18 protein-coding genes and 1 pseudogene are annotated in these 23,556 nt (G+C 39.3%); 3 read left to right on the top strand and 16 right to left on the bottom strand.

The features are described from left to right. The first annotated feature begins 408 nt into the window (after window positions 1-408). Both J2T20_RS18020 and J2T20_RS18015 read left to right on the top strand, forming a co-directional pair. Window positions 409-1,179 carry a hypothetical protein gene (locus J2T20_RS18020; RefSeq protein WP_307590720.1) on the top strand — a complete coding sequence of 257 codons (771 nt, stop codon included), beginning with the start codon at window positions 409-411 and terminating at the stop codon, window positions 1,177-1,179. Window positions 1,180-1,185: 6 nt separating this feature from the next. Next, window positions 1,186-1,986, top strand: a complete 801-nt coding sequence (locus tag J2T20_RS18015; RefSeq protein WP_307590718.1) for a DUF5677 domain-containing protein — start codon at window positions 1,186-1,188, stop codon at window positions 1,984-1,986. A 285-nt stretch (window positions 1,987-2,271) separates the two neighbouring features. Here J2T20_RS18015 and J2T20_RS25820 read toward each other — a convergent pair whose 3' ends face one another. From J2T20_RS25820 to J2T20_RS18005, 3 genes are all read right to left on the bottom strand, one after another. Then, window positions 2,272-2,529, bottom strand: a complete 258-nt coding sequence (locus J2T20_RS25820; RefSeq protein ID WP_373457826.1) for an AMP-binding protein — start codon at window positions 2,527-2,529, stop codon at window positions 2,272-2,274. Beyond that, window positions 2,468-2,677 carry a hypothetical protein gene (locus J2T20_RS18010; protein WP_307590717.1) on the bottom strand — a complete coding sequence of 70 codons (210 nt, stop codon included), beginning with the start codon at window positions 2,675-2,677 and terminating at the stop codon, window positions 2,468-2,470. Before J2T20_RS18010 ends, J2T20_RS25820 begins: the two co-directional genes overlap by 62 nt. 505 nt (window positions 2,678-3,182) lie before the next feature. Then, complete coding sequence (locus tag J2T20_RS18005; RefSeq protein WP_307590785.1) at window positions 3,183-3,359, bottom strand: hypothetical protein; 177 nt, start codon at window positions 3,357-3,359, stop codon at window positions 3,183-3,185. Between the two features lie 391 nt (window positions 3,360-3,750). On the opposite strand from J2T20_RS18005, the gene J2T20_RS18000 reads away from it, so the two are divergent. Beyond that, window positions 3,751-3,960 carry a hypothetical protein gene (locus J2T20_RS18000; protein WP_307590716.1) on the top strand — a complete coding sequence of 70 codons (210 nt, stop codon included), beginning with the start codon at window positions 3,751-3,753 and terminating at the stop codon, window positions 3,958-3,960. A gap of 156 nt (window positions 3,961-4,116) precedes the next feature. On the opposite strand, the gene J2T20_RS17995 is transcribed toward J2T20_RS18000, so the two are convergent. The 13 genes and pseudogenes from J2T20_RS17995 to J2T20_RS17940 form a co-directional block, all read right to left on the bottom strand. Then, entirely contained in the window at window positions 4,117-4,446 is a 330-nt protein-coding gene (locus J2T20_RS17995; RefSeq protein ID WP_307590714.1) for an S-layer homology domain-containing protein, read from the bottom strand. A gap of 318 nt (window positions 4,447-4,764) precedes the next feature. Continuing rightward, entirely contained in the window at window positions 4,765-5,841 is a 1,077-nt protein-coding gene (locus J2T20_RS17990; protein WP_307590711.1) for an LCP family protein, read from the bottom strand. Between the two features lie 713 nt (window positions 5,842-6,554). Next, complete coding sequence (locus tag J2T20_RS17985) at window positions 6,555-7,082, bottom strand: hypothetical protein (protein WP_307590709.1); 528 nt, start codon at window positions 7,080-7,082, stop codon at window positions 6,555-6,557. A gap of 388 nt (window positions 7,083-7,470) precedes the next feature. Then, on the bottom strand, window positions 7,471-7,728 hold the full coding sequence (locus tag J2T20_RS17980) for a hypothetical protein (protein ID WP_307590708.1): 258 nt from the start codon (window positions 7,726-7,728) through the stop codon (window positions 7,471-7,473). A gap of 59 nt (window positions 7,729-7,787) precedes the next feature. Then, window positions 7,788-8,171 (bottom strand): hypothetical protein, encoded by a 384-nt coding sequence (locus J2T20_RS17975; protein WP_307590706.1) that lies wholly within the window; start codon window positions 8,169-8,171, stop codon window positions 7,788-7,790. 791 nt (window positions 8,172-8,962) lie between these two features. Then, window positions 8,963-10,120, bottom strand: coding sequence for an RES family NAD+ phosphorylase (locus tag J2T20_RS17970; RefSeq protein WP_307590704.1), 1,158 nt, complete (start codon window positions 10,118-10,120; stop codon window positions 8,963-8,965). A gap of 776 nt (window positions 10,121-10,896) precedes the next feature. Further along, window positions 10,897-10,995 (bottom strand): annotated as a pseudogene (locus J2T20_RS25815) (hypothetical protein); the annotation flags it as partial. A gap of 206 nt (window positions 10,996-11,201) precedes the next feature. After that, a complete protein-coding gene (locus J2T20_RS17965; protein ID WP_307590702.1) occupies window positions 11,202-12,461 on the bottom strand; it encodes an MFS transporter in 1,260 nt (419 codons plus the stop codon). A 29-nt stretch (window positions 12,462-12,490) separates the two neighbouring features. Continuing rightward, window positions 12,491-13,672, bottom strand: coding sequence for an MFS transporter (locus J2T20_RS17960; RefSeq protein WP_307590700.1), 1,182 nt, complete (start codon window positions 13,670-13,672; stop codon window positions 12,491-12,493). A 4-nt stretch (window positions 13,673-13,676) separates the two neighbouring features. Beyond that, the gene (locus J2T20_RS17955) at window positions 13,677-14,441 is read right to left on the bottom strand and encodes a thioesterase II family protein (protein WP_307590697.1); all 765 of its coding nucleotides are present in this window, start codon (window positions 14,439-14,441) and stop codon (window positions 13,677-13,679) included. Then, on the bottom strand, window positions 14,428-15,300 hold the full coding sequence (locus tag J2T20_RS17950; protein WP_307590695.1) for a carbon-nitrogen hydrolase family protein: 873 nt from the start codon (window positions 15,298-15,300) through the stop codon (window positions 14,428-14,430). The genes J2T20_RS17955 and J2T20_RS17950 overlap by 14 nt, the downstream gene beginning before the upstream one ends. Window positions 15,301-15,422: 122 nt before the next feature. After that, window positions 15,423-20,459, bottom strand: coding sequence for a non-ribosomal peptide synthetase (locus tag J2T20_RS17945; protein ID WP_307590693.1), 5,037 nt, complete (start codon window positions 20,457-20,459; stop codon window positions 15,423-15,425). Between the two features lie 25 nt (window positions 20,460-20,484). After that, the gene (locus J2T20_RS17940) at window positions 20,485-23,556 is read right to left on the bottom strand and encodes an amino acid adenylation domain-containing protein (RefSeq protein WP_307590691.1); all 3,072 of its coding nucleotides are present in this window, start codon (window positions 23,554-23,556) and stop codon (window positions 20,485-20,487) included.

The following is a 23,556-nucleotide window of genomic DNA, read 5'->3' as shown; positions in this document are numbered from 1 at the left end:
TTTTATGTCTAAAATCTATAGAAATTATTACTTTTATTAACAATTTGAGTAGAGTATAAGATGGTTATAAAATTCATTAAATGCACCCATTTAACTGTCGTAGAATCTCGACATTTAAATGAGTGCATCTTTTTTTTGCGATAGTATAATAGTATAGTGGTAACATAATGGTAGGAATTACAAATCTGAACAGTGGAACTTAGTTAAGCTTAGATAAAGGTTATTAATGACAAAAAGTCATTAGAGGGGAATTGAAATGAGTCAAATTAATTATAAGGATTTCATTGAAAAACATAAGGAAACATTTTGCTTCAATAAAATTTAATCCAGAAGAATAGAGGGCAATACTGCAGAGCATATACACACTTATAAATATTACATGTAGATAAGGATGAGGATGAAGTGAACTTGAAATTTTTAGTAAATGGATTTAATAAACTAGGAAATTATCTATTAGGTAAATGGTATAGGATTATGATATTAATTATTGTTATTATAATTTTACTTCCTATAACCACTAATTATCTAATGTTCTTGAAAGTTCCGTATTTCCCAACAGAAAATAATAATAATTGGATTGGTTTTTTTGGAAGTTTTTTCGGTAGTATTATTGGTGGTTTATTAACCTTGATAGGGATTTATTTGACTATAAAAAGGGATAATTATGAAAAAATAATATCTGGATTTGGAATTAAAGTTAGGAAAATAGATGAAGTACAAAATCTATTAGATTCGTTTAAAGAGGAACTCTGTGAAATAGAGGAGCCGAATGATCATGTGGATTTTGTAACACGGTATCAGGAGGTACTACCTAAAGTCGTTATAAGGGGACTTCGTGATATAAAAATATTAGCATCCGAAGTCAACGCTGAATTATATAATGAAATTACTTGTCTCCACGACGAACTAGTTAATATATTTTTTCAATATACTGAAAAAGTTAATCACGAGGTTTTCCATGATGATTCGTTTGCTACTGACATTGTGAAAAGTGAACAAAATTTCAAAGAGATTTATGCGAAAGAACATCCTCATTTCTGGTTTGACGCTCTTGACATTATTTTGAATTATCAAAATAATATTGTTGGTATACGCGATAATCTAGAAGAAGAGTATTGGGAAGCATATGTTCTTTTAGGAAATATACGCAAAAAGAAAAAGATAATTACAAGGGAGTAGAGAATTATGGGCTTTGAATTAGAAGGTTTTTTGGGTAATGAAGCAGATTTACTTATGAAAGAGACATTAAAAAAATATGACGCTTGGTTTATTCTCGCCTATAATATTAATCGTCTCATTAATAAACATAAAGAAACCCTAAGTATAACAACAGATCAAGCTAAAGAAATCATTCTTATGAGCCTATATATAAAAATTTCCAATCATTATCAATCTGTTATTTTACTCCTGAAAAAGGGACTCTCTGTAGAATCGGATATATTAATTCGTTCTATGTTAGAAACCCTTTTACCCTTAAAACTTATTGTAACTGATGAAACATTTTTCAAGGAATTTATAAGGAATGATAAAGCAAGTACATATCGACTTTATAACGTCATCTTAAAAGAAGAAAATAAACATCTATTTAATTTCATTTCTTTTGAGGATGAGAAAAAAAGAGACGAGCTAATGGCAGAAATCTCACCATATTATAAAGATGGTAAAATTCGAACATTATCAGCAGAAGAGCTTGCTAAGCGAGCAGATATGAACTTGGATTATCAATTAACCTATCGTTATCTCAGTGGATATGTTCATTCGTCCTTAGAAACATTGGAAAAAGCATATTTAATAATAGAAGATAGTGAATTACAAGCATTTAATCTTGGTCATAATACACAATCTTTCGATAGAATATTATTTTCAGTTATGTATTATATACTTTGCTCCTTCGATTTCATGGAACAACATTTTAACACAGGATTACGGCCACGGATGGAACGATATATAGAAACATTGCTGAAGCTTCGTTCAGAACTTAAATGATAATAAGTTAACATATCTTGTATATAAGACAGGACTTGTAAACGCCCAACTACTACTTTTCATAGACATCTGCACAAAATCCGTATTTTGATCAGAAGTCTGTAAGTGAATAACAAACCTCTTCAATCGTTTGGCGGCCATGTCCAATGACATAAAGTTACCTACATAAATGACACAAAGTTACCTACATTGTTTTAATGACCTTATTTGCAACTTTCATTGTTACCGGTTCTATGGCCCCGATTGGAATCACCTTCAGTAAACTTCACTGTTCGGGGTAATGAGTTATCTAAAAGCGGACGTATCGCATAAAATGCATTTGTTTTTCCCGATCCGTTTTCTCGTGTTCCAATAACCACGTGCTACTCCACACCCGGCAATACATAACTCTCCTGTCGCTCCCATGGGCATCTGTCGATTTCGGCGATCCAAAATATAGACTCTGGTATTGGTAATGGGTCTTTCCAGGGTGGTAAAGTAATTAATGTGACCTTGTGTCGCCTGCAAAGCTTTTTTGAATAGGCATCCCCGACATCTTTTCATATGCTATCGAGCAAAAATTGATTAGTGGCGTTGTTGATGGCTCTTTTATATGCCGAACCGTCATCATGGCCAAAAATATGGTGACAAAACGTTGCTTCTCCGGCCGCTTTGTTGTTCCATGCTTCACGATTTGCAATATCCAGAGCATTTATTATGGCTCCCCCCTATTTAGAATCTGGCGTGGGATTTCCTAGGGGTTAACTTAAACACATTATCATGTGAGTAGTGGAAATCGTACTCACCCATTGAATTCTTACGAATGACTTTGATGATCCTCAAATCGCTGTCATCTTTGTCTACATCACCAAAAAATGAATATCCAGTATTATCGAGCATCCCCTTCCCTGAGTGCTAAGGAAATGACCTTGTTTGTTGGCGTTCCCGTCAGAGCATGTCTGTCAATAATCGATAAAGTCGCTACATCAGCATTCCTTAAAGTCTCTTGAGCAAGTAACCAATGGATGTGTTTATTAAATGGTATCGCTAGCAACCAGAGATCCGATCCAATATTTTTCATGTCTGCTGTCGGAAAACATGCATATTTTTCCTTCGTCAAAACACTATGGAACTCGTTAACAATCATTATGTTGTAATGAACTTATAAGAATCAAGGTGGCGTACATTGATTAGTCACTCCTTTAGTGGAATTTCGATTACCAAAAATACTTCCCGCTACTTGTTGTAATCAGCGTTTTGGAAATACTACTGTGACCCCTTAGATAACTTTCAGGCTCGAATTCTTCTTTGTAGTAAAGCTCTGCTAAAAGGTAAGCATCTGCAGCATCCGTCTTTACTTTACGAAGGTTCGACTTCCTAAGCCGATTTGAGATCAGCGGATTAATGACAATGTAAAGATAGTGATTTTCCTCGAGAAACTAACAACGGGGCTTTGGTAATGCCCAGTAGCTTCTAAAATAAGAATGGGACGTTGTCTGGACGAATGCTCTAGGTCCTGAACAACTTGAAGCAGTTTCTTCAGTCCTTCTTGAGTATGCTCGAATTTGCCGGCATTCCCTAAGGTTCTTCTTGTCGCTCCATAGCATCGCTTGTTATACGGGATCTTTGTCCCAACCAGGCTACCTTAATTCTCTATGCAAATGAAAAAAGGATCAACCAGAAAGAACTGGTTGATCTCATAATACGAACGGGCAGTTTAACGCAACAAATTCTTCCTGCATTCGTTTAAGTATTTAGAACGGCCTGGGAAGGAAGGGAAGAATCATGAATTTAAAACGAATGGTTGTAGGAATTGCAGTCCTAATTATACTTATCTGCTCTCTCGCATTAACGCCTTTTGGCAAAAACCTAAGAATTGATACTGCTGAAAAGTTAATATCAACTCGACTTCAAGATGAAACTTGGATTCTAGTGGGAAAAGATAAAAGGGATGAATTAATAGAAGAGTTTGAAGAGAAGTACAGCATACCTTGAGCTAACGAGGAACGTTAGTTCAATAACAGCGGCAGTCTAAGACTTTATTTATCAAGTCTTGTTCTGCCGCTGCTTCTTTTAATGAATCAGTCTAAAACTAATATACTGTATTTTCACCGAACAATGAGGCTGTTTGAAACTTATAACCCGTGCTACCTAGGGCATTATTAATAGTTCCAAACTCGAGGGATGCGAATTATTCAAACTATCCATCCATGCTTGATCAAACTGTGCACTTCCTGTACCATCCGGTTTGCTGAAGGTTTTGAGCATCATCGTCACAAACTGATCAGCCTTCACTACTTCATTTGGACGGAAGGTCCCGTCAGGAAATCCGTTAATAATTCCCATTTTACTCGCCTGCAGTATCACCGACTCTGCCCAATGACCTTTAACGTCGGAAAAAGCGGCACCATCGGCGTGAACGGGTTTGCTTGCCATACCAAAACATGCAACCATCGTTCCAAGAACCATAGATGTAGCCAAATTTCGTTCCCTTTGATCATTACTCTTACAATTAACTCCAAATGGGTTTATCCGAAGGAAGCTTGAACAGGAAACTCAAAAAAGGCTGCTTTTCAGCAGTTTAATATGGGGATCTCTATAAATTTATTAGCTTATAGAACTCACCGTTCATTGCCAGCAATTCGCCATAGGTTATCGGCCTCGTCGATCCGGTCTTTCTAAATCACAGCAATCCGGTCGGCATTTTCCCAGTTGTCTGGTATAGTTAACCTTGCTACCCCGCCGCTGCCGCAATTTTGCCTCTATTGTGTATACTCAGCAAGACAGTTTATCCTTTCATCAATTATTCTGAAGGGTATTATCACCAAGTTCACTTGCTGTCGTGTCCGGAGCAAGCCATAATTCGATCAATTCATGAGTATTTTGTACATCTTCTTCATCCAGAATATAGTACCATTGGTCTGTCCGCTTATCGGTTCCCTGCAGCATATGGCTGATGATTTGCGGAGTGCCGCTTTCAAAGATGACCCTCTTAGCCAGAGCCAGCATAAAATCGGCTTTCATATTGGTTTTGAAATTGTCTCCGGCAAGCCCCATAATTTCTTTAATATTGGCAATATTACTAATATTTTTCATTCGTTCTAAAGCTGCCTTAAGGAATATTCTCTGTCTCTCTGTACGTTTGAAATCTGAATCCTCCCGATATCTCACGTACATTAAGGCTTCCTTTCCTAAATAGATCGGTTTGTTCGGTTCAACACGAAGCTTCTCATGAGCCGGATTCTTGTTTTCAATAAGTTTTGTAATCGGCAACTCCACTCCTCCGAGTGCATCCACGACTTCTACCAATCCGTTAAAATTGATAGTTGCATAATAATTTATGGGTGCATCCAGCAAATTCTCAACCGTATCCACACTCATTTGCGCTCCTCCGTACGAATGCGATGCATTAATTTTCGTATTTCTTCTTGCTCCCTTGACGTTCTCTGCCCCAATAATTTTAGTGTAGGAATCCCGCGGAATCGAAACAAACAGGACTTTATTATCTTTTGGCCGGATTACAGTATAAATAATTGAATCGGACAGCCCATTCTCATTTTCCCGCTGATCTGTACCAAGTAGCAATAAAGAGAATGGCGGACTTTTGTCCAGCTTTGTTGAAGCCTCAGTAACCTCATCGTTGTCATCATTGAGCCGAACATACGAATTTTTAAGGGACCTTTCAACTGTCGGAGCAACAACGTGGTCAAAACCGAACATCATTATTTCCTTACGAAACACAAAGGAGGAAATAATTGCAACGATAATAAAGGCTAGAATAAAGAGCCATATCTTATTTCTTTTACTCTGATTTTTCGACTTTTTGTCTCCTGTTCTTTGTAATGCTGATGATTGAGCCACTTTGTTTTTTTTCATTTTTCTTAACGAACCTTTCCCTTTAAAATAATAAAATACATAGAATGAAGTGAATTGCAAAATTTATAACATAAGGTTAATCTTACCATACGTTTACTCTATTCCACAAATTTAATTCTCTTTTTTCTTTACAAGATATCTATGACTTAGTTATTAAAAAACTAACAAAAACACTCTATTATTGAGCGAATGAGAATAACCTATAGATAGCGAGACAGTTCCATCATTATTTTTCGCTCCCTCCTAGTTACTTCTTCGACTTACTCTAAGATAACTACGAGTATTTCCTTAGTTTCCTGATAATCACGCAGTAAAGTGATGCCAGTTCCAAAAGCCTTCTGTACAAGCTCTTTGCGTTTAAATTCTGGGCTCTTATTTATTACATTTTGCTAATTAATGTATTTATTATGTGGTTCAACTTTTGAAATAACCTATATCCATCATTATGTGGGTTAATTGGTGTCAAAAAACCACAATGTAGGCACTTTTGTGCAATATTTCGTGACAAAAAAAAGCCCTCATAAAAAAAGAAAAGCCCGATAACTGGGCTTTTCTAAACATCAATCATACGCGTGTCACTGAGTGCTCCTACAACAACATTGCTATCATTTATGAACCCGATAATATCGTTGTTATAGGCAGGATTAATCAATTGACTTTCCTCTCCGGTATTACGGTCAATTCCCCAAATAGACGTCTCGTTAATCTCGATACTACATCTCTAATTTCAATACATACATGCTCGATTCGAGGTTATAAATACCGAGTATATCAGGGGTAATATTAAATGAATTCATGTTGTCCACGATATCATTCCGTCCACCAGATGCCAAGAGAACACCCCAATTTGCATGAGACTTTCCATCGGCAGTAATATTAACATCACTCATATCGGCGGGTAAAACGGTAACACTTGCGCTGGGATAACAGACAAAAACACTATATTCCCATGGATTACCTCCGTCATCATTCATGCTTTCGGTTCGAACTTCGTAGACATTTGTTACTTCAAGTTTGAGTCCGCCATAACTAAAAGTTTTAGTTTCTCCGATTTGTGTCGGACTTGGGATCTGTGAAGGTGTTTGAGGTAAGGTTGAAGTTGGTGTTGAACTCGAATCAGTGCTGGGGTTCATAGTTTCAGTAGGCACATTGTTGTTATTGCATCCGACTAGCAACATCAACAACATAGTGATTGTCATGAGTATTACCGTAGCACGTAGCATTTGATTTGAGTTGTTCATTAAAGATTTCTCCTTCCCCAAATGTTTCTGGACTTAGTACACCCACGCAGATAGCCACGTGGGTGTACTCCCGATGACAATATCTTATGAGACCGTGTTTGTCCAGTATCCATACGTGTAGGAGCTCGCGTTAGGATTGTTTTCCGGCTGATAGAATTTTGCAGAACCGAGATTTATGTAGGTAACTTTGTGTCATTGGACAGGCCAATAATAATAAATGTCTAACGACAGCAACATAATAACATCTGCGACAGCAACTTAGTAACTTCTATTTATGATACCATGTTGCAGTCTCAAATCGAACTTTGCAGACTATCTAGATACAGATATATGTTACCAAGTTGCTATCGGAATTACGGCATATCTTTTTTAATAGCATAGATTTATTTTAGAAACGAATTCCATCTTTCTGATGAAAATAGTCCTTCATCCATTCTAAATCAGTTGTTCCCTGGAGCAACCAATCATCTGTGTGTAGTTCTTCCCATGAAATTGCTCCAAGCATATAATTTATGATTGAATGTAGATTTTGATGAACTGCATAAAGCTTGCGAAACAAATCATTTGGCATAAAGTTCAATTGAAAAAATCCTATCACTCCTATTGTTTTAATTTTGATTTTCGGATTTTTTTCATATCTTGCCATTATCCTATGATTCCCATCAATTACAATTCGGTCTTGAGTAGGAGTATAGTCAACAACAATTACAGGTAAGTTGTTATTGTAGGCATATGGTAAATGACTTCTTTTAATATCGTTTTTCTAGTAAAAGGTAATAATTCTTCTGCAGTAAGTTCATATATTTCTCTATTCCCCTGCTGAAATAAATAATTAATGGTCGCTTGACTTCTATTTATATCCCAAACTATGCTATATCCACCTTTGCAGTATGTAAAGTCAATCCTTTTTTCAAATAATTCATGTCCAAGGCTCAAGTAAGCTTGGTTATTATCAGCGGTATCTATTTTATTTTTATAATATGAAATTATGCGATCAAGTTCATCAAACTCGTTCACAATTTCCCTGCCCTCAAAGACTGACTTATCAAGAATAACATCAAATAAATATTCTAATTCATGCGAATTCAAATACCTCACTCCTTGATTTTTCAATAAAAATCACAAAAACATTTTAGTGTAAAAATAAATAAAATAGCCCATCTAATTTTAGAGAGCTTCTCGGTTTAATATACGTGAATCGAGAACCACATATCCTTCGCGTTTTCAAGTTAATGTGATACTCTTCTAAAGATTAGTTTCTTCAATGAATGAGCAATTCCAACCTCGTCAATGCTTCCATAAGCATGTATCCCTCTTAACTATCCAGAAGAACGAGATCAGGACTTCTGATCCACTGATATAATTACCTGCACCATGAAAGCAACCATGGTCACATGAAACAAAAAACGGTAAAAGCATCCCCTTTGTTGATAATACTATTCGCTGTGGCTATAAGTTCTTGTCTTGAGCGAAGGATAAAAAAACTTACAAAAAAAATAAGCCCACCTAGAAATAAGCGGGCTTTCCACTCTAGTATAACGTGGCAGTTTGCTGAAATACAAACAAAAATGAAAGAATTCAATGGAAAGAATTCAAAAATATCATAACCTCTGCGGTGTGAATCGTCAAGTCTACAGTACTTTAAAATTTCGAAGATTAACAACAATTAAAATAGAGTTTGCTCGTTACAGTATGGTTAAAATTTATAAGTTTTCTTTTCCAAATTCTTATTTATAGATGAAGGTATTTTCTTTAGCTCAAAAGCAGGATTATTTGTCATTTTTCGGCTAAAAGCTTCCTATAATGTTCTTCTTTGTTTTGTTCAATAGTTTTCATAATACCCTCAATACTCATTTTCTTTAGATAACTTCACTTAACTATCAACATTCCTCGTAATCATCTTGTTTAAACAAAATGCCTTTATTGATAGTTTTTAAATCATAACCAACTTTTTCGCAACTGTATACTTCAGACTCCTCGATACAGTATTCACCAAGTGAAGGATCAAATAATACTAAATTTTCACTTCCCGTAACTGAACTTTTAAATAAAATCCCATCAAATTTCAATTTTCTAAAAACTTCAGCAAATAATTGAGTAATCTGATACCGATTTCTATCTTCCGGAACAATAGGCATCGCAAATTTCTTGGCAATATCATTTAAAGCGACGAAAATTTCAAGCATATCATCAGTACAAAAAAGTCTCAGATCAATATCACACAAATCAGCAACAATAACATCTCTTGTCAAAGCGAATTTGCCAACGGATATTAAATGTCCTGGATGTGGCCGAACCTCACTTATAGCAGTATTAATATCCAATGACAAATAAAGATATGAAACACCTTGCCGATTTAATCGACCTGAACTTGACAATGGTGGAGGTGGAGCTGAAATAGCCTCATTAGTAAAGGGTTTATAAAAATATTGCATACCGGAATAATCAAAGTTTGTTTTATTATAATAAGTTTTGTCAAGACCTATTCTAGCTCTGTAATAATGTGTTCCTTTAATGATATTTCTTTTTATAAATTCTTCGTTACTTTTTAGTAAGGAAAGCACATCTTTTTCAATTAAAAAATAATTTTCTGATTGCATCCTTTTCTCAAATTTATTTATTATAGTTGATTGATGGTCTTGTAGATTTGTTGAAAACATCCAACGAACTTCATCCAAATATCCATAAAATATCGAAACACCCTTTTCGGGATCTGAATTATGTTCATTAGGTAGAACCGAAAAAAGTTCATCACTATCCCATTCATTTTGAAACCTATGATTAAGGATAGGATTTTCATCGCAAAAAATTTGCTCGACACTATCATAGCCCCCAAAATGGGGGTTATAATGATACTCTGCATAATGATATCTGATTACTGCTTTAAATAAGTTTTGAAATGAATCATTCTCAACATTTATTACTTCCCTACCAGTTGATTTACATATAAAACATTGTTGACCTGATGAAGCATTTTCTTCTGCATATTTTATAAGAAATTTATCTTTCAAACAATGACTACAAACATAATAATTCATATTTTCCCTCCACATGATAAGTAAAGCTAATTTCATCACTATATTATCCTCTGTTGGAAAGGTTTGTCTATGTAGAAGGCTACTAAAACGAAAATGAAAGAAGAGTGTATGGTGTTGAATTTGATTTTGACACTGGGTGAATATTCTATGAGGTCTGTAGAACAACTACTGACAGCTACTGAGATACTACTCCGGCGCCAGCGCCTCCGGAGACGCTTGATAGAAGTCACCTCGTTCGCACTTTCATAGATCAGTGTGCAGATAAAAAACAAAAACAAGTCCTTAATATCATAAGAATCGTATTTTACATCTTTATATCATATGACACATCATATAAGAAGTTATATATAATCAAGGAAATACTAAAAAATAATTATATTAAAGGAAATACGGGTTTTGTGAATATGTCTTTAAAGTCTTAATTGTTAAGTACTGAATACCCAGCTCATCTGCGGTAAAACGTGTATTAACGTAAGTTGATCGGTCCATTTGTTTAGCATTCATTCCGTTCTCTTCGACTGTTAGGTACGTGTTATTCTCCAGATGATACCGCGTCGCAAATAAATGCCTCAGAGGATCCAAAGCCAAAGTAGTTTTCCCAAAGGCTACAGCGTATTTATCAAACAGCTTTCAACGGATCTTTGAGTTAATCGCTCGCTCTTAAATTTACAATATGTGGTAAGTTTGATGACAAATATCTTTCCATTTTATCTGGTATATAATTTCGATTCTTCAACTTTGCAGGGTAGCTTCCACATTCTTTTTGTACATCCTTCTCATCTTTCTTTGTTAAACCACCAAAAAAAGATAAACAGGTCCCCTGCTCCAACTTGTATAATACGTAGCGTTGATTCTGCTGTGTTAACTTGTCCGAATGCGGCTTTCCAATCTTAAATAAGTATCTTAAAAATAGTAGACATATGCTCATAAAATGAACATATGTCTACTAGGTTCCGTCTCCTCACGCTGGTATCCAAAATTGATGACATTCGAAAAATTCCGATTTAAGCATAAAGTCTCAGACTACCCCTGCTTTATTATTGTGTCAAGCTGATATTAATACTATGTAAGTTGAATTCATCTAGGTGGAAACATTCCGCATAACATTTTTTGGTCTGATATAAAGTGCATGATAAGCCATAACGGCCGCAAAGGCGACAATAATACCTTGAAGAAGATAGAGAGAACGGAAGGAAAGTATTTCAATCAGATGTGCCATCCCCAGATAGATCCCTAGAGAAAGAATGGAGAAAAAAGTATTAAAGGTTGAATGGACTCGTCCTTGGTAAGAAAGTTCGGTCACTTCCTGAGCTCGTGTCATATAAAGTATCCCGACCTGGAAGAATGCACCTATTAAGAAATAGAAGAACATCGCTATTCCTAGACTCTCACTAAAACCAAAGAGGAAAATGGATAGGGCTGTACCTATCATCCCGAGTACCATCACAAAATTATTACCTCTAGCTCGGGTTATTGATGGCAGGAGTAAATTGCCCACCACAGCTCCGAGTGCGAAGCAGGCATCAATATAACCAAAGCCAACCGCGCCTACTTTCAGTGTCTCTTTGGTAAACGGACCAAGCAATACATTAATCGTATACAGTGACATACGTATAAAGAAAATCATGGCGTAAAAGATCATAATATTGTGGCGACTACGGATATAAGATAAGCCAAGTCTGATTTCAGACATGAAGCGTCTATATCCTACCTTTGACACTTGGGGCATCTCTGTCGGACGAACGATCCCTTTGCGAATAAGCACGATACAAAGAGCTGAGATTATAAAACTAACCGCATTAATGATCATAACAACCACAGCAGAAGAAAGGCTAACAATCACTCCCCCTATCCCTGCACCTAACATAGCTCCAGTTTGCATTGCGATGGCGTTGGTGGAATTTGCATACAGGAGCATCTTTGGCGGAAGGACTTCTCGAATTAGCGACATAGCAGCCGGCGTGTATATCTCATCTCCCAGAGCTATAAGGAAAGTGGCCGTATACAAATGCCATGGCTCCAACAGCCCCTCCCACCAGAGAAAAGGAATAACAACAAGAACGGCTGCCCGGAACAGATCCATCAAGACCGCCAACCACTTCCGGTCAAACCGATCAACAAATACCCCAATAACCGGTGAAAGTACAACTCCCGGCAGTGAGGTAAATATCAGAACATACGCTACTGAAGCATTGTTTCCGGTCAACTGCATAGCAAGCCAACTGGTGGCAATGAACTGCATACCTGTTCCCAGCAAAGAAACGGTATGCCCAATGAAATAGAGCACATAAGGTCGAAACCGAAAAATTTCCCATCTGCCTGAATATGATTTCTCACTCACAAGTAGTCCACCTCGTCTTCTCCTGTTCATTAAACTAAATTTGAGAATTTATCATTCGATGTTGACACATACAGTTTGTTTACTAATTTGGTATGTACAAATAGACCTAACATACTGAAAATGATTAACCCCATAATGGTGATGGTATTGGTAATGTTAACCAATATAGATCCGATAGATATAGCCAGCCCAATAAGTGCTTCTGAAACAGCAAATATCCGACCTTGGATTTCATTGCCGGAATTCTCCTGCACTTTTATCTTAGCAAGCACTTCACCGTATTCCAGAGCTATAAACAAACCAATAGCTGCAATAAATGCGACTATGAAGCTTGGTGAATACATGAATACGCAAAGAGAAGTGAGACTGAGAATAACAAAATAAATCAAACCTTTATCACTGTTGAAACCCCATTTGTTGACCAAATGTGTCCCAAGAAAACCGCCCAAGCCAATTGTGACGGTAAGGATGAAGTTACCGATTTGGCCTTCGCCAATAAACTCACTTACAATTGGGAAGTAACTATATACTACTCCACACAACAAGGACATTATCATCATTGTAAGAACAGCATTTAGTACAAATTGGTTATTTCTTATCTCTTTAATTCCCAACTTAAAGGAACTGAAAATTTTATTATTATCTTGCTTTAAACTTACTTCAGACCTGATCTTCATCCTACTGATGAAGATCGCTGAACTAAAATAGGTTAATGCATTAAATGCTACTGCTGATTTTACCGATCCTAAAGCCAAGAAACCTGCACCGATGAGTGCCCCTGCAATCACGCATAATGTCGTCGCTTTGGCAAAAAGTGTATTAACCGTTTTAATGTCGTCTCCTAACGAAGACATTATTGCCAGTCTAGCCGGATTGAAAAATACTCCACTACCATATGAAAGCAATAACAATAGTAAAAAAAATGAAGGGTATTCTCCTTTAGGCAGCAATGTGACGCTTAAGAATATTAATCCTCTTAAAATGTCTGTCCAAAACATGATTTTCAATCGACTAAATCGATCAATGAGTACACCTAAAAAAGGTTGTATAACCATAGGGATACTTCTCACTATGATGACTCCGGAAGTGACCCAATAATCGTGATAATAGGTAGATAAGATAAGAAGAGCGGGTAATACGCAGTAGTCTCCCATGAATGACAATGCTTGCCCGTAAAGTAATAACTTCGAGTTCTTCTGGAGATTGTTCATGATGTTAATGCTCACCCCCTGCTTTTATTAGTAATTGCAAAATGATATTGATTAGTTTTGTATGTTCATTGGCGAAGTAAAAGTGCCCCCCAGACAATTGAACAATACGGAATTCTTTAGCAGTTAATTTCGCCCATTCCGAAGTAGATTCTATATCAGTTGTCGGGTCATGCATTCCAATAACCGACACAATGGGAACCTGAAGCTTTACAATACTTTTCATATGAAATTTTGAAACAGCTTGAAGGTCATTTTCCACTGCTGGAAGGATAACTTCTATTATAGTGGGGTCTGATAATAGTCGATCATCAAACCCGCCTAATTTTTTGAGATGAGCAATTACATTTTCATCACTCGCTGAATCGCCTTTTATGTATGGTTCACTACTTTTGGGTGGATGATGGGCGGAGGCCACAAATAAATCGACAAATGAGAGTTCCGTCTCATGCCTCGCCAACATATTATAAGCAATTAAAGCCCCCATGCTATGTCCAAACAATATCGTTGGTTTGTCATCCAATCCCACAAGGATCTCGGTAATAATATCAGCATACTCTTCAATACTCTCTATCATCTCTTCCTTAAACCGATCTTGTCTGCCAGGATATTGAATGGCTATACACTCTATATTGCTTGAACTTAAAGCCATACATAGATCCCGATAATAGCTGGCTGAACCGCCGGCATGAGGCAGAAAAATCACTCGACCATATGTCTTATCCAATACATGAAACTTGCGCATCCATTTTTCGCGTTCACTCGAGCTCATTTGAACCCATCCTGATCATAACTATTTTTTCGGGAGTATGACGGATGTCCAAAGAATCGGCGAGCATTCGTTCTGCCGTTCGGGCTTCCCGCAACATGTTAGGGTCTAAATCAACAATAATGATTTCCGATTCAGCTTCGGATGCCTCTTCTATCAGTTGTCCAAATGGGTTCCAAACCGCACTGCCGCCGCATGCATCCCATACCCCTGTTTTTCCTGCATGGTTTGCCATAACTGCATATATCGTATTATCGAGCGCTCTTGCCGGAAACCACACTCTGGACTCCAAGTAACCCATACCTTTACTGAAGAGGGAGCTTACCATATACACATGGCATCCCGCTTGGGCCATTGCCCGGGAATGCTCCGGGAATCCTGCATCATAACAAATGCCAAGTCCAATATTCCAATCTTTTATATTCAGGATATTCAGCTCGTCATCACTCTGAAAAATCCCCTTTTCACTATGGAATAGGTGCGTCTTGTGATAAGTGAGAAGTTCCACCCCAGATGCGCCGATAACAACAGAAGAAATGTATAGTCTGCCTTCCGACCGGGTTGGAGTACCAATGATTGCACATATCTTATTCAGCTTACAGATATTACGTAAAGGTTCCAGACGGGGATCGTTATGGGTTAGTGTATAACGCTCCGGGTCTGTAATAATGACCTCCGGCACATAGCCTGTCAGAAATTTTTCCGGGAATACAATTATATCAGCACCCTTTAGCGCTGCTTCCCGGATCATGGTGGCTGCATATTCAAGATTCTTTGGGATGTCTCCAGAACGTGAGACAGCCTGTGCTACAGCTACACGCAATGAACTATTGGGATAACTTTCTTTATCAATGTTTAACACTACACATCCTCCTCGTAAATGGGTAGATTCCAAGATAAACCGCCGCGGCTCCCCATCTAACGGTTTGCTGCTTGACGCCCGTCTGACAGGCGGATGAGGAAGCTGCGGCATTCTATCTGAAATCAGCGTGTTTGAGTGGTTTGATAACTGATGTCCGTTTCGGATATTAAATATTCCGCAAGTTCAGACTGAATCGTTCGGAAGAAATAGTGTCCTCCCCTATCAAACACTTTGAGTTTTAAATTTGGCACCCAATGGGACCAAGTTGACCATTCTCCCATATAGGTTTGAGTCGCGGGATCATCCTTGGTAACAACGACAACGGATGGTGTCTGCAAGGAAATATCGCCTATTTTATTCCACAGGGAGAGCAGGTATTGATTCGATTCAATGGAATCATGCTTAAATACTCTCGCCAAATGACGCTCATATTCCTCCCCAAGCGTCGATAATTCGTTGGTTCCGGTCCATTCGGCATGAAATTTGGCAATATCGGCAAAAACCAATTGTTTCGCATTCTCTATTGTCTCAAGGATCTCGTTGGGATGAGCGATGATTTTTGCGGCCAAGAATAATCTTTTGGGAGGACGGGAACGCCCTTCCAGCTGCCGTGTTACCTCAAATGCAAGCGCAGTGCCGACGCAATGCCCCCATAGGACGAACTCTTCTTCGCCTATATTTACTTCGATTTCATCTGCGATCTTCTTCGCAAGACTTGCGAAATCCATCAGATTACTTGAGTTGGAATTTGGATCATGCCCCGGCAATTCCACTGCATAAACTGAGACATCGGAATCGGTTGTTTCAAACGCCTTGGGTATTGGAATGAAGTTCAGCGCATTTCCGCCTGCATAGGGAAAAAATATAATGTTGAGTGCGGAAGTCGTTGATTTACTAAGACACTGGAGAAGGTTTGTATCTTCGACAGGCTTTGCGCTATTGATAATTTCAAGAACCAGCTCATAAAGGACGGATTTTTGCATAATCGTCTTCAATGATAATGGTTTCTCCAAAAGCAAAGACACTTTCATAGCAGAGAGCGAATTCCCTCCGATGTGAAAAAAATCATCTTTCATATTCAGATCGCTTTTCGGTATGCCTAAGACACTGGACCAAATATCTTTTACCGAGTTTGCAGCCTCCAGAAATTCGCCTTGCATCATTGAATCATTGAATTCTGCTTGATCGAATTCACTTCCGCTGGTGTTTGGAACTAAATTCTCGCACGGATAGATGGTAAACCGATCCAAGTACTCTCCCCCGGACATATCATTGTGCCGTTCATCCGTATGATAAACAATAGACTCAAGAATCCGAACAAAAATTCTTCCGAATATACCCATGTCGTCTTCATCAAACTCTGCAGTATGATAATGTAAACTTAGATGAATCTCGTCTGTGTAAAAATGTCTGGAGTATTCGATACGAAGCGGAAATTCCGTAATGGCGGCAGCTCTCACATCAATCAAATCAAAACCTGGGAGATCGCGAATGTCTTTCAAGGAGTAGAAGTGAGTGAAGTTAAAGACTGTCTCAAACAAGATCCCCATATTCCCTACATCCGCTTTCACCTTTGCCATCGGATACCGCCTGAATGGCAAGACTTCTGCCTCCACTTCATAAACAGAACGAGTGAGTTCGCGCCAAGTATCTTGATCATTTAAGACGACTCGGAAAGGCATCGTATTCAAAAAGACCCCAAGTGCATCCTCTGCTCCCAAACGTTCAGGGCGGCCGCCGATTTCATAACCCATAAACACATCAGGATCCCGTGTTAATAAGGACAGAAACTTCACATGGGACGCAAGCAGAATATCCTTGACAGGAATCTTCAATTCATTTGCCAGATCAACGATTTTTTCAGACAGCCCTTCGGGAAGCTCGACGTCATAGAAGATGACTTCATTCCCTTGGTTTTGCTCGGGCGGTCTGGATCGCGGAATCACGCCGTTCGTCGCATTTTCGAGCATCTCACTCCAAAACTCACGCTGCTCCAGAGACTTGATCGCCTGCTGCTCCAAATAAATAAAGTTACGGTTGTGATCATTACTGCTAACCTTTACATTTCTCTCATTAGTACCATTCAACAGGTTGAAATACGTCTGGAACAGGTAAGTATGGACTTTATTCATACTCCAACCATCCAATGCTGAATTATGCTGACTGATGTTATACCGATACGAGTCGTCACGCAAGATGTGGATGTGCAGTTGCACCAACCCGGGAGATTCCCACTTGAACGGACGATGCTGTTCCTTCCAGAACCAATCTTCATACCATTCATCTTGCTCCTCTTGTGTTTTCAATCCTCGTAAATCATGAACGTTTAATGGCAGTTGGTCAAGCTCCTTGTGAACCAGTTGCATGTACTGGGAGAAGTCGCGCAGGTTATAGCTGGTTCGGAAAATGGGTTGCTCCTTGACAAGCCTTCTTACTGCCTCTCCGAATAGGTCAACATTAATTTCACCTTTGATCAAGTATGAAACGATGTCATGATAGTTATTTTCCCCTTGCATAATAATACTCTGATAAACAAGACCGGCTTGCAATAAAGACATCGGGTAGGCGTCTTCGATTCCGTCCGGGATTTTGCTTCTGTCCTCTTCGGAAAGCAGTTCAAAGTTTGTGATGTCATATAGGATGTCTTTGTCATTTTCCGTTTCACTAGTATTATTCAACAAATCCCTTATGAAAGGATGTTTAAATAATTGTTGGAAGGTGACGTTCAGACCTTGCTCGTTTGCTAAGGCCAACACTGTAACAAAGTTAATGGAATTGCCACCCAAAGCGAAGAAGTTATCTGTAACTCCGACTTCATCAATTCCAAGCACCCTTTCCCAGATTTCAGCCATCAGCTTTTCCTCTTTAGAGAAAGGTGGAATTTTGCTGTGGTTTTCCCTTTGATTGCGTAGTGCTAATAGTGCACCTTTATCCACCTTCCCATTTGGCGTAAGAGGCATCGATTCTACTACGATCACCTTATCTGGAATCATGTACTTCGGAACCAGACGTGAAAGATCGGAGACAATGGTTTTTTCCGATATCGTTTTATCGGCTAAAACAACGAATGCATATATATGTAACATTTCGTCAGACTCAGCATGACTTAGAACGATGGCATCGTTGATGTAAATCTGGTTCGTGAGGGCATGTTCAATTTCGCCTGGTTCAATCCGAAAACCACGTACTTTTACCTGTCTGTCATTTCGCCCTAGGTACTCGATCGTTCTATCATGCCGCAACCTTGCTAAGTCGCCGGTCATATAAACGACATCCTCTCCTAGAGAAGGCATGGGCAAAAACCTTTCTTCAGTCCGGGCCGCATCATTAATATACCCTTGCGACACGCCAACACCGGCGATACATAATTCTCCAACCATGCCCACAGGGCGTTCATTATGGGAGGAATCAACAATATACAATCGGATATTATCGATCGGTTTGCCGATGGGAACCGGGTTATCAACGGTTTGGGCAATATGGCAGCTCACATCAACGGTAGCTTCTGTGGGTCCGTATAGGTTAATTAACTCTACATGATCGAGCAAAGCGTAAAACTTTTGCACATGATGCGGACTCAACGCTTCACCGCTGCAAAATACACGCCGCAAGGATTTGAGCTTAGAGATGCTGCCAATACTCTCCACATAGTCAAGAAATGCATTCAGCATCGAGGGTACGAAATGCATGGTGGTAACCGAATTGCTCTCGATCGCTTCAAGTATTGTCTCTGGATTTGCTTCCTGATTCGGGGGTAGCAGTGTTACTTTACATCCTGCAATAAGCCACCAGAAGAGCTCCCATACTGATACGTCAAACGTTGAAGGAGTTTTATGAAGAATGACATCGTCTTGTTGTAGCGGAAAACATCTTTGCATCCACTCGATACGGTTTACGACACTTCTGTGGTTTACACATACACCCTTAGGCAACCCTGTCGATCCGGAAGTGAAAATCACATAGGCAAGAGATTCAGGGGTTACCACCGGTTGATAATTGGAAACGTCAAGCGTGTCAATCGACTCCAACGCATAGCTTCTGACCTGATTCGAAAACCGGTTAGTATCCCGTTCTGAACAAAGTAGGATTCTAGCGCCGCTCTGTCTTAGAATTGTGCTGTTCCTCTCATCTGGAGCCTTAGGATCCAACGGAAGATAAGCCTTTCCTGCACGCATAATTCCCAAAACTCCGGCTAGAAATTCTACTGAGCGGTCAACAAGTATGCCGATTACAGCATCCTCAGAATCGCTTATTTTGGAAATAAAATCTGCTACTTGTTTCGACATGCAGTCCAGTTCTGAAAATGTCACATTACGATCTCGGCCGATGATGGCATTCTCCACTGCCTGCGCATCAAAAGTCCTGTCGAATAAATCTACCAATGAAACGGTGTCAGAAAAAGGTTGACTGGTGGAATTCAATGCCAAGCTGATGTCACGATCATAATGGGAACGTAAATCAATCTGAAGCAGGCTTAACTTCGGTGAATCTGCACACTTTTCGAGAAGTAAGTGAATTTTATTTGCGAGATCTTGGATAGACTCATCAAGATAACGTGACGTATCTCCTGTAACGGTCAGAATAAAACCGTTTTCCCGGTCTTCGATAAAATCAAAGGCAAGAATGAAATTTCTATTGGGATTCGCCTCTTGATCCACTCCCAAATGCATGATATTGATATCAATATGTTGTTTGGGTACCAGCAAATCAACAGGGTAGTTCTTGTGCTCCTGCACACGCTTAACGCAATCCCGAGTACGGTTAAATAAGGATAGGAACGTGCAGTCTTCATTCATTTGTATACGCAAGGGCACTTGCAAGCTTTGTTTCGGCCGTAAGTCGGAATAATTCACCATTAAATCTTGAGCCACCCCATTGTACGCGATATACAATAAAGCCAGCACAGAAGAGGCAAAAACTTCGCTTAATCCTGTGTTTTCTGTGGCGTAGACGGCTGTGATTTTCTCGCGTAAATCGAATGGTAACTTGATGGACGCACTAAAATAGTTCGGATCGGCGTTGGTTTCACCATAGCGATAGAAATCTGTCTGATACACAGATGGTATCGCATGATCCATTTCCTTTGCCCAAAATTCCGCTGATTCAGGCATGGATGCCGCCAATATTTTTTTCTGACCAAGCGTTTTTTTCGGTTTCATGATCATTCTCCTACCTTGGATTGTACTATATCATTTGAACGCATGTCGTAACCACGTCGGACATATTCCGCGTACTAAGCGTTTCCTGCTGCGTTAATAAATTCAGCATCACTGAGAAGATATCACAGATATTTGACATGGTTTCGTATTCAAATAAATCAGCCAAATACTCCCAATCCAACTCCAGATGGGTTGTACAGTCATAAATTTGCAGGTTCAAGGAAAACATTCCCTCATCCGGTGTGATGGGCTTAAGACTTACCGGCATACCGAATAGTTCCGTATTCATGTCCTTTACGGTATGGTAGGCGATCAACGTATCAATTACCGCACTGCGTGATCCAGGGTTGATTCGATCATAGATTTCTTCAAAAGGAACGTTCTGACATTTTTGTGATTCCCGCAAGTTACCAATAAAAGCATTCATGTAATCCGTTATGGATTCGTCTTTCTTCACTTCAGAGAGTACCCATAACGTATTCGTCAGCATTGCAACAATCGGTTCACTTGTCAGTATTGAATAATCACGGCTCGGAGTTGCAAACATCACTTCTGAACTGGCCGTAACTGCGTGAAGGGTGCAGGCATAAGCGAGAAGTAGGCTTTCGAATAGAGTCATATTATTCTTTTGAGACCAAGCTCGCAAAGCAGATGTTCTCTCTTCGTTGATTTGGAATCTGAATGTATTACTTCTTTGGGATATACCGGAATCATCCTGCTTATCGATCGGTAGCTCATTCATCCCGCGGTAATGCTGAAGATACTCTTGCCAATAGGCAATGCTTTCAGAACGATTCTTCAGAAATTCCGTATTCGATTCTTCAACGACTGTCGCGAAGTTATCGTTAAGCTTCGCCAATTGATGACCGCCATACAGGAGGTTCAAATCATGAACAATTACAGATAAGGAAGCTCCATCAACGGTAATATGATGAAAATCCATGAATAACCAAGCACAATCGACATCATTAATAATCACGAATCGGAAGGGTAACCCTTCCGATAAATTGAATGGTCGAATCAGTTCCTTTAGATTCGGTCGTCCTTCTAAGAGGGGGATTGTATAAATCGGTTCATCGACGATCTTTTGAAATATCTCACTACCTGTCATAGTAAATTGAACCCTCAATGCATCATGTCGTAATACGATCTTATGCAAAGTATCCGTCAATCGAGGGATTGAAATATCATGACTCAGTTGGATCAGGAGCGGCACATTATAACGTACAGAGTCGGGATTCAATTGATAATCAACAAAAAAGGGCTTCTGCTGATTCAATATTGGCAGCTTCTTCTCTACGCTTCTTACCTTATGGGTGCCAGACTGATTCGTCGGCACACTACCCAGAACCGTCATCATCTCTAAAATAGTAGGATTAGCCAGAATATCTATAGCATTAATCTTGGTTCCAAATTCGTTATTGATGTCACGTGCTAGATAAACCGCCATCAGAGAATCAATGCCTAAATCAAAGAACGAAGTGGTGATATCCGTAATATTGAAACCTATTTGCTTGCTTATAAGTTCCGTTAACAATGCTTCATCGGACAATTTGTGGCGATCCATGGAAGACCTATGGTTCACCTCTTCATTCATCGTTAGTTTACACTCAAAGGAGGAAGTGATTTTTCCGTAATCAATCTTTCCGTTTTTATTGAGAGGCATGGAATTGGTTACCATTATATGCGTAAGGATCACATGCGAAGGGCCGATCTGACTAAACTTTTGACGGATTTCATCCTGGCTGATCTCTCGATTCTCGCGAACTTTTACGTAAGAGCAGATTTCCTTGCCACCGACTTTGTTCGTGACGACGCAAACTGCGGCCGACACGATCTCATCTATCGTTTCGAGCAAGGACTCAATGGAAACTAGTTCGATACGGTAACCCCGTATTTTGACTTGTCTGTCTTTCCGCCCCCAATAATGAAGGTTCCCGGTAGCATCTTCACTAACCGAATCTCCCGATTTATACAATTTCCCATCGCCAAAGGGATTGTCGATGAATACTTCTTCATTCAGTTCCGGGCGATTGACATACCCTATCGTTACCCCCTTGCCTCCTATATACAGCTCACCGATCTCCCCTTGTTTAACCGGACTGTAATTCACATCAAGAATATAGGCAACCACATTTTTTATCGGCTTTCCGATGGGAATAGGCTCTCGATTTTCTCGATACGTAATTGGATAGACGGTTGAAAACGTTGTGCATTCTGTCGGACCATAGCCATTCCAAATACAGATATCCCGGCAAACATCCAGAACCTTATTTACAGAAGACGGATTCACGACGTCACCACCTACGATGAGCTCGCATATCCCATCGAACATTCGGGGATTTTGTTCCGCAGCAATGTGAAACAGTGGGGCTGTCAGCCACATGGTTGTTACACCGTATTCTTGTACGGTTTGCTGGATATATTCAAAATCAGTCAATCCATGCTTGCTTGGTATGATTAGTCCGCCGCCATTCAGTAAAGCACCCCAAACTTCAAAAGTGGAGGCATCGAAAGTAAGAGCTCCTGTCTGAAGAATGCGGGTATTTGAGTTCAGCCTTACATAATCGGAACCAACAGTAAGATTTAATATATTGTCATGTGATACGCCAACACCTTTGGGCTTGCCTGTCGTGCCGGAGGTAAACATGATGTAGGCTAGAGAATCTCCCACAACTCTTTGGCCATCCTCGATATCGCATTTGTCCATACTGATATCCTTGAGATCCATTGTCGGTACAAATGACAGAGTGTGATCCTGGTCTGTCAAAACCAGTTCAACCTGAACATCATTAACCAAGTGTGCGATACGTGACAAAGGATCATCAATCGCCAAAGGTACATAAGTGGCCCCAATCTTCACAATGGCGATCATTGCAGTGACCAACTCCAGGCTTCTCTCACACAAAATCCCCACTCTACTGTTCTCGGCGATTCCACAGTGCAACAAAGCACCACATAGCGTGCTTACTTTCATCCGAAGCTCATTGTAAGTGGTGACTTTGCCATCACAAATGACAGCAGTATGATCAGGGTATGTCTCTGCAATGTAATCAAAACGACTGCCTAAAGTTATTTCAATAGGTTCATCTTGCAT

Origin of the sequence: Paenibacillus wynnii (assembly GCF_030812855.1) — a bacterium.
In the GTDB taxonomy this organism is placed as follows: domain Bacteria; phylum Bacillota; class Bacilli; order Paenibacillales; family Paenibacillaceae; genus Paenibacillus_AQ; species Paenibacillus_AQ wynnii_A.
Note: the sequence above shows the minus strand (reverse complement) of the source record. Positions and strands in the feature narration are given on the sequence as shown.

Excerpts from the sequence above, each read along its gene's own strand:
- J2T20_RS18015 (WP_307590718.1), top strand. The coding sequence starts at position 1,186 with ATGGGCTTTGAATTAGAAGGTTTTTTGGGTAATGAAGCAGATTTACTT.
- J2T20_RS25820 (WP_373457826.1), bottom strand. The coding sequence starts at position 2,529 with ATGAAAAGATGTCGGGGATGCCTATTCAAAAAAGCTTTGCAGGCGACA.
- J2T20_RS18010 (WP_307590717.1), bottom strand. The coding sequence starts at position 2,677 with ATGCTCTGGATATTGCAAATCGTGAAGCATGGAACAACAAAGCGGCCG.
- J2T20_RS18000 (WP_307590716.1), top strand. The coding sequence starts at position 3,751 with ATGAATTTAAAACGAATGGTTGTAGGAATTGCAGTCCTAATTATACTT.
- J2T20_RS17990 (WP_307590711.1), bottom strand. The coding sequence starts at position 5,841 with ATGAAAAAAAACAAAGTGGCTCAATCATCAGCATTACAAAGAACAGGA.
- J2T20_RS17985 (WP_307590709.1), bottom strand. The coding sequence starts at position 7,082 with ATGAACAACTCAAATCAAATGCTACGTGCTACGGTAATACTCATGACA.
- J2T20_RS17980 (WP_307590708.1), bottom strand. The coding sequence starts at position 7,728 with ATGGCAAGATATGAAAAAAATCCGAAAATCAAAATTAAAACAATAGGA.
- J2T20_RS17970 (WP_307590704.1), bottom strand. The coding sequence starts at position 10,120 with ATGAATTATTATGTTTGTAGTCATTGTTTGAAAGATAAATTTCTTATA.
- J2T20_RS17960 (WP_307590700.1), bottom strand. The coding sequence starts at position 13,672 with ATGAACAATCTCCAGAAGAACTCGAAGTTATTACTTTACGGGCAAGCA.
- J2T20_RS17955 (WP_307590697.1), bottom strand. The coding sequence starts at position 14,441 with ATGAGCTCGAGTGAACGCGAAAAATGGATGCGCAAGTTTCATGTATTG.
- J2T20_RS17945 (WP_307590693.1), bottom strand. The coding sequence starts at position 20,459 with ATGAAACCGAAAAAAACGCTTGGTCAGAAAAAAATATTGGCGGCATCC.
- J2T20_RS17940 (WP_307590691.1), bottom strand. The coding sequence starts at position 23,556 with ATGCAAGATGAACCTATTGAAATAACTTTAGGCAGTCGTTTTGATTAC.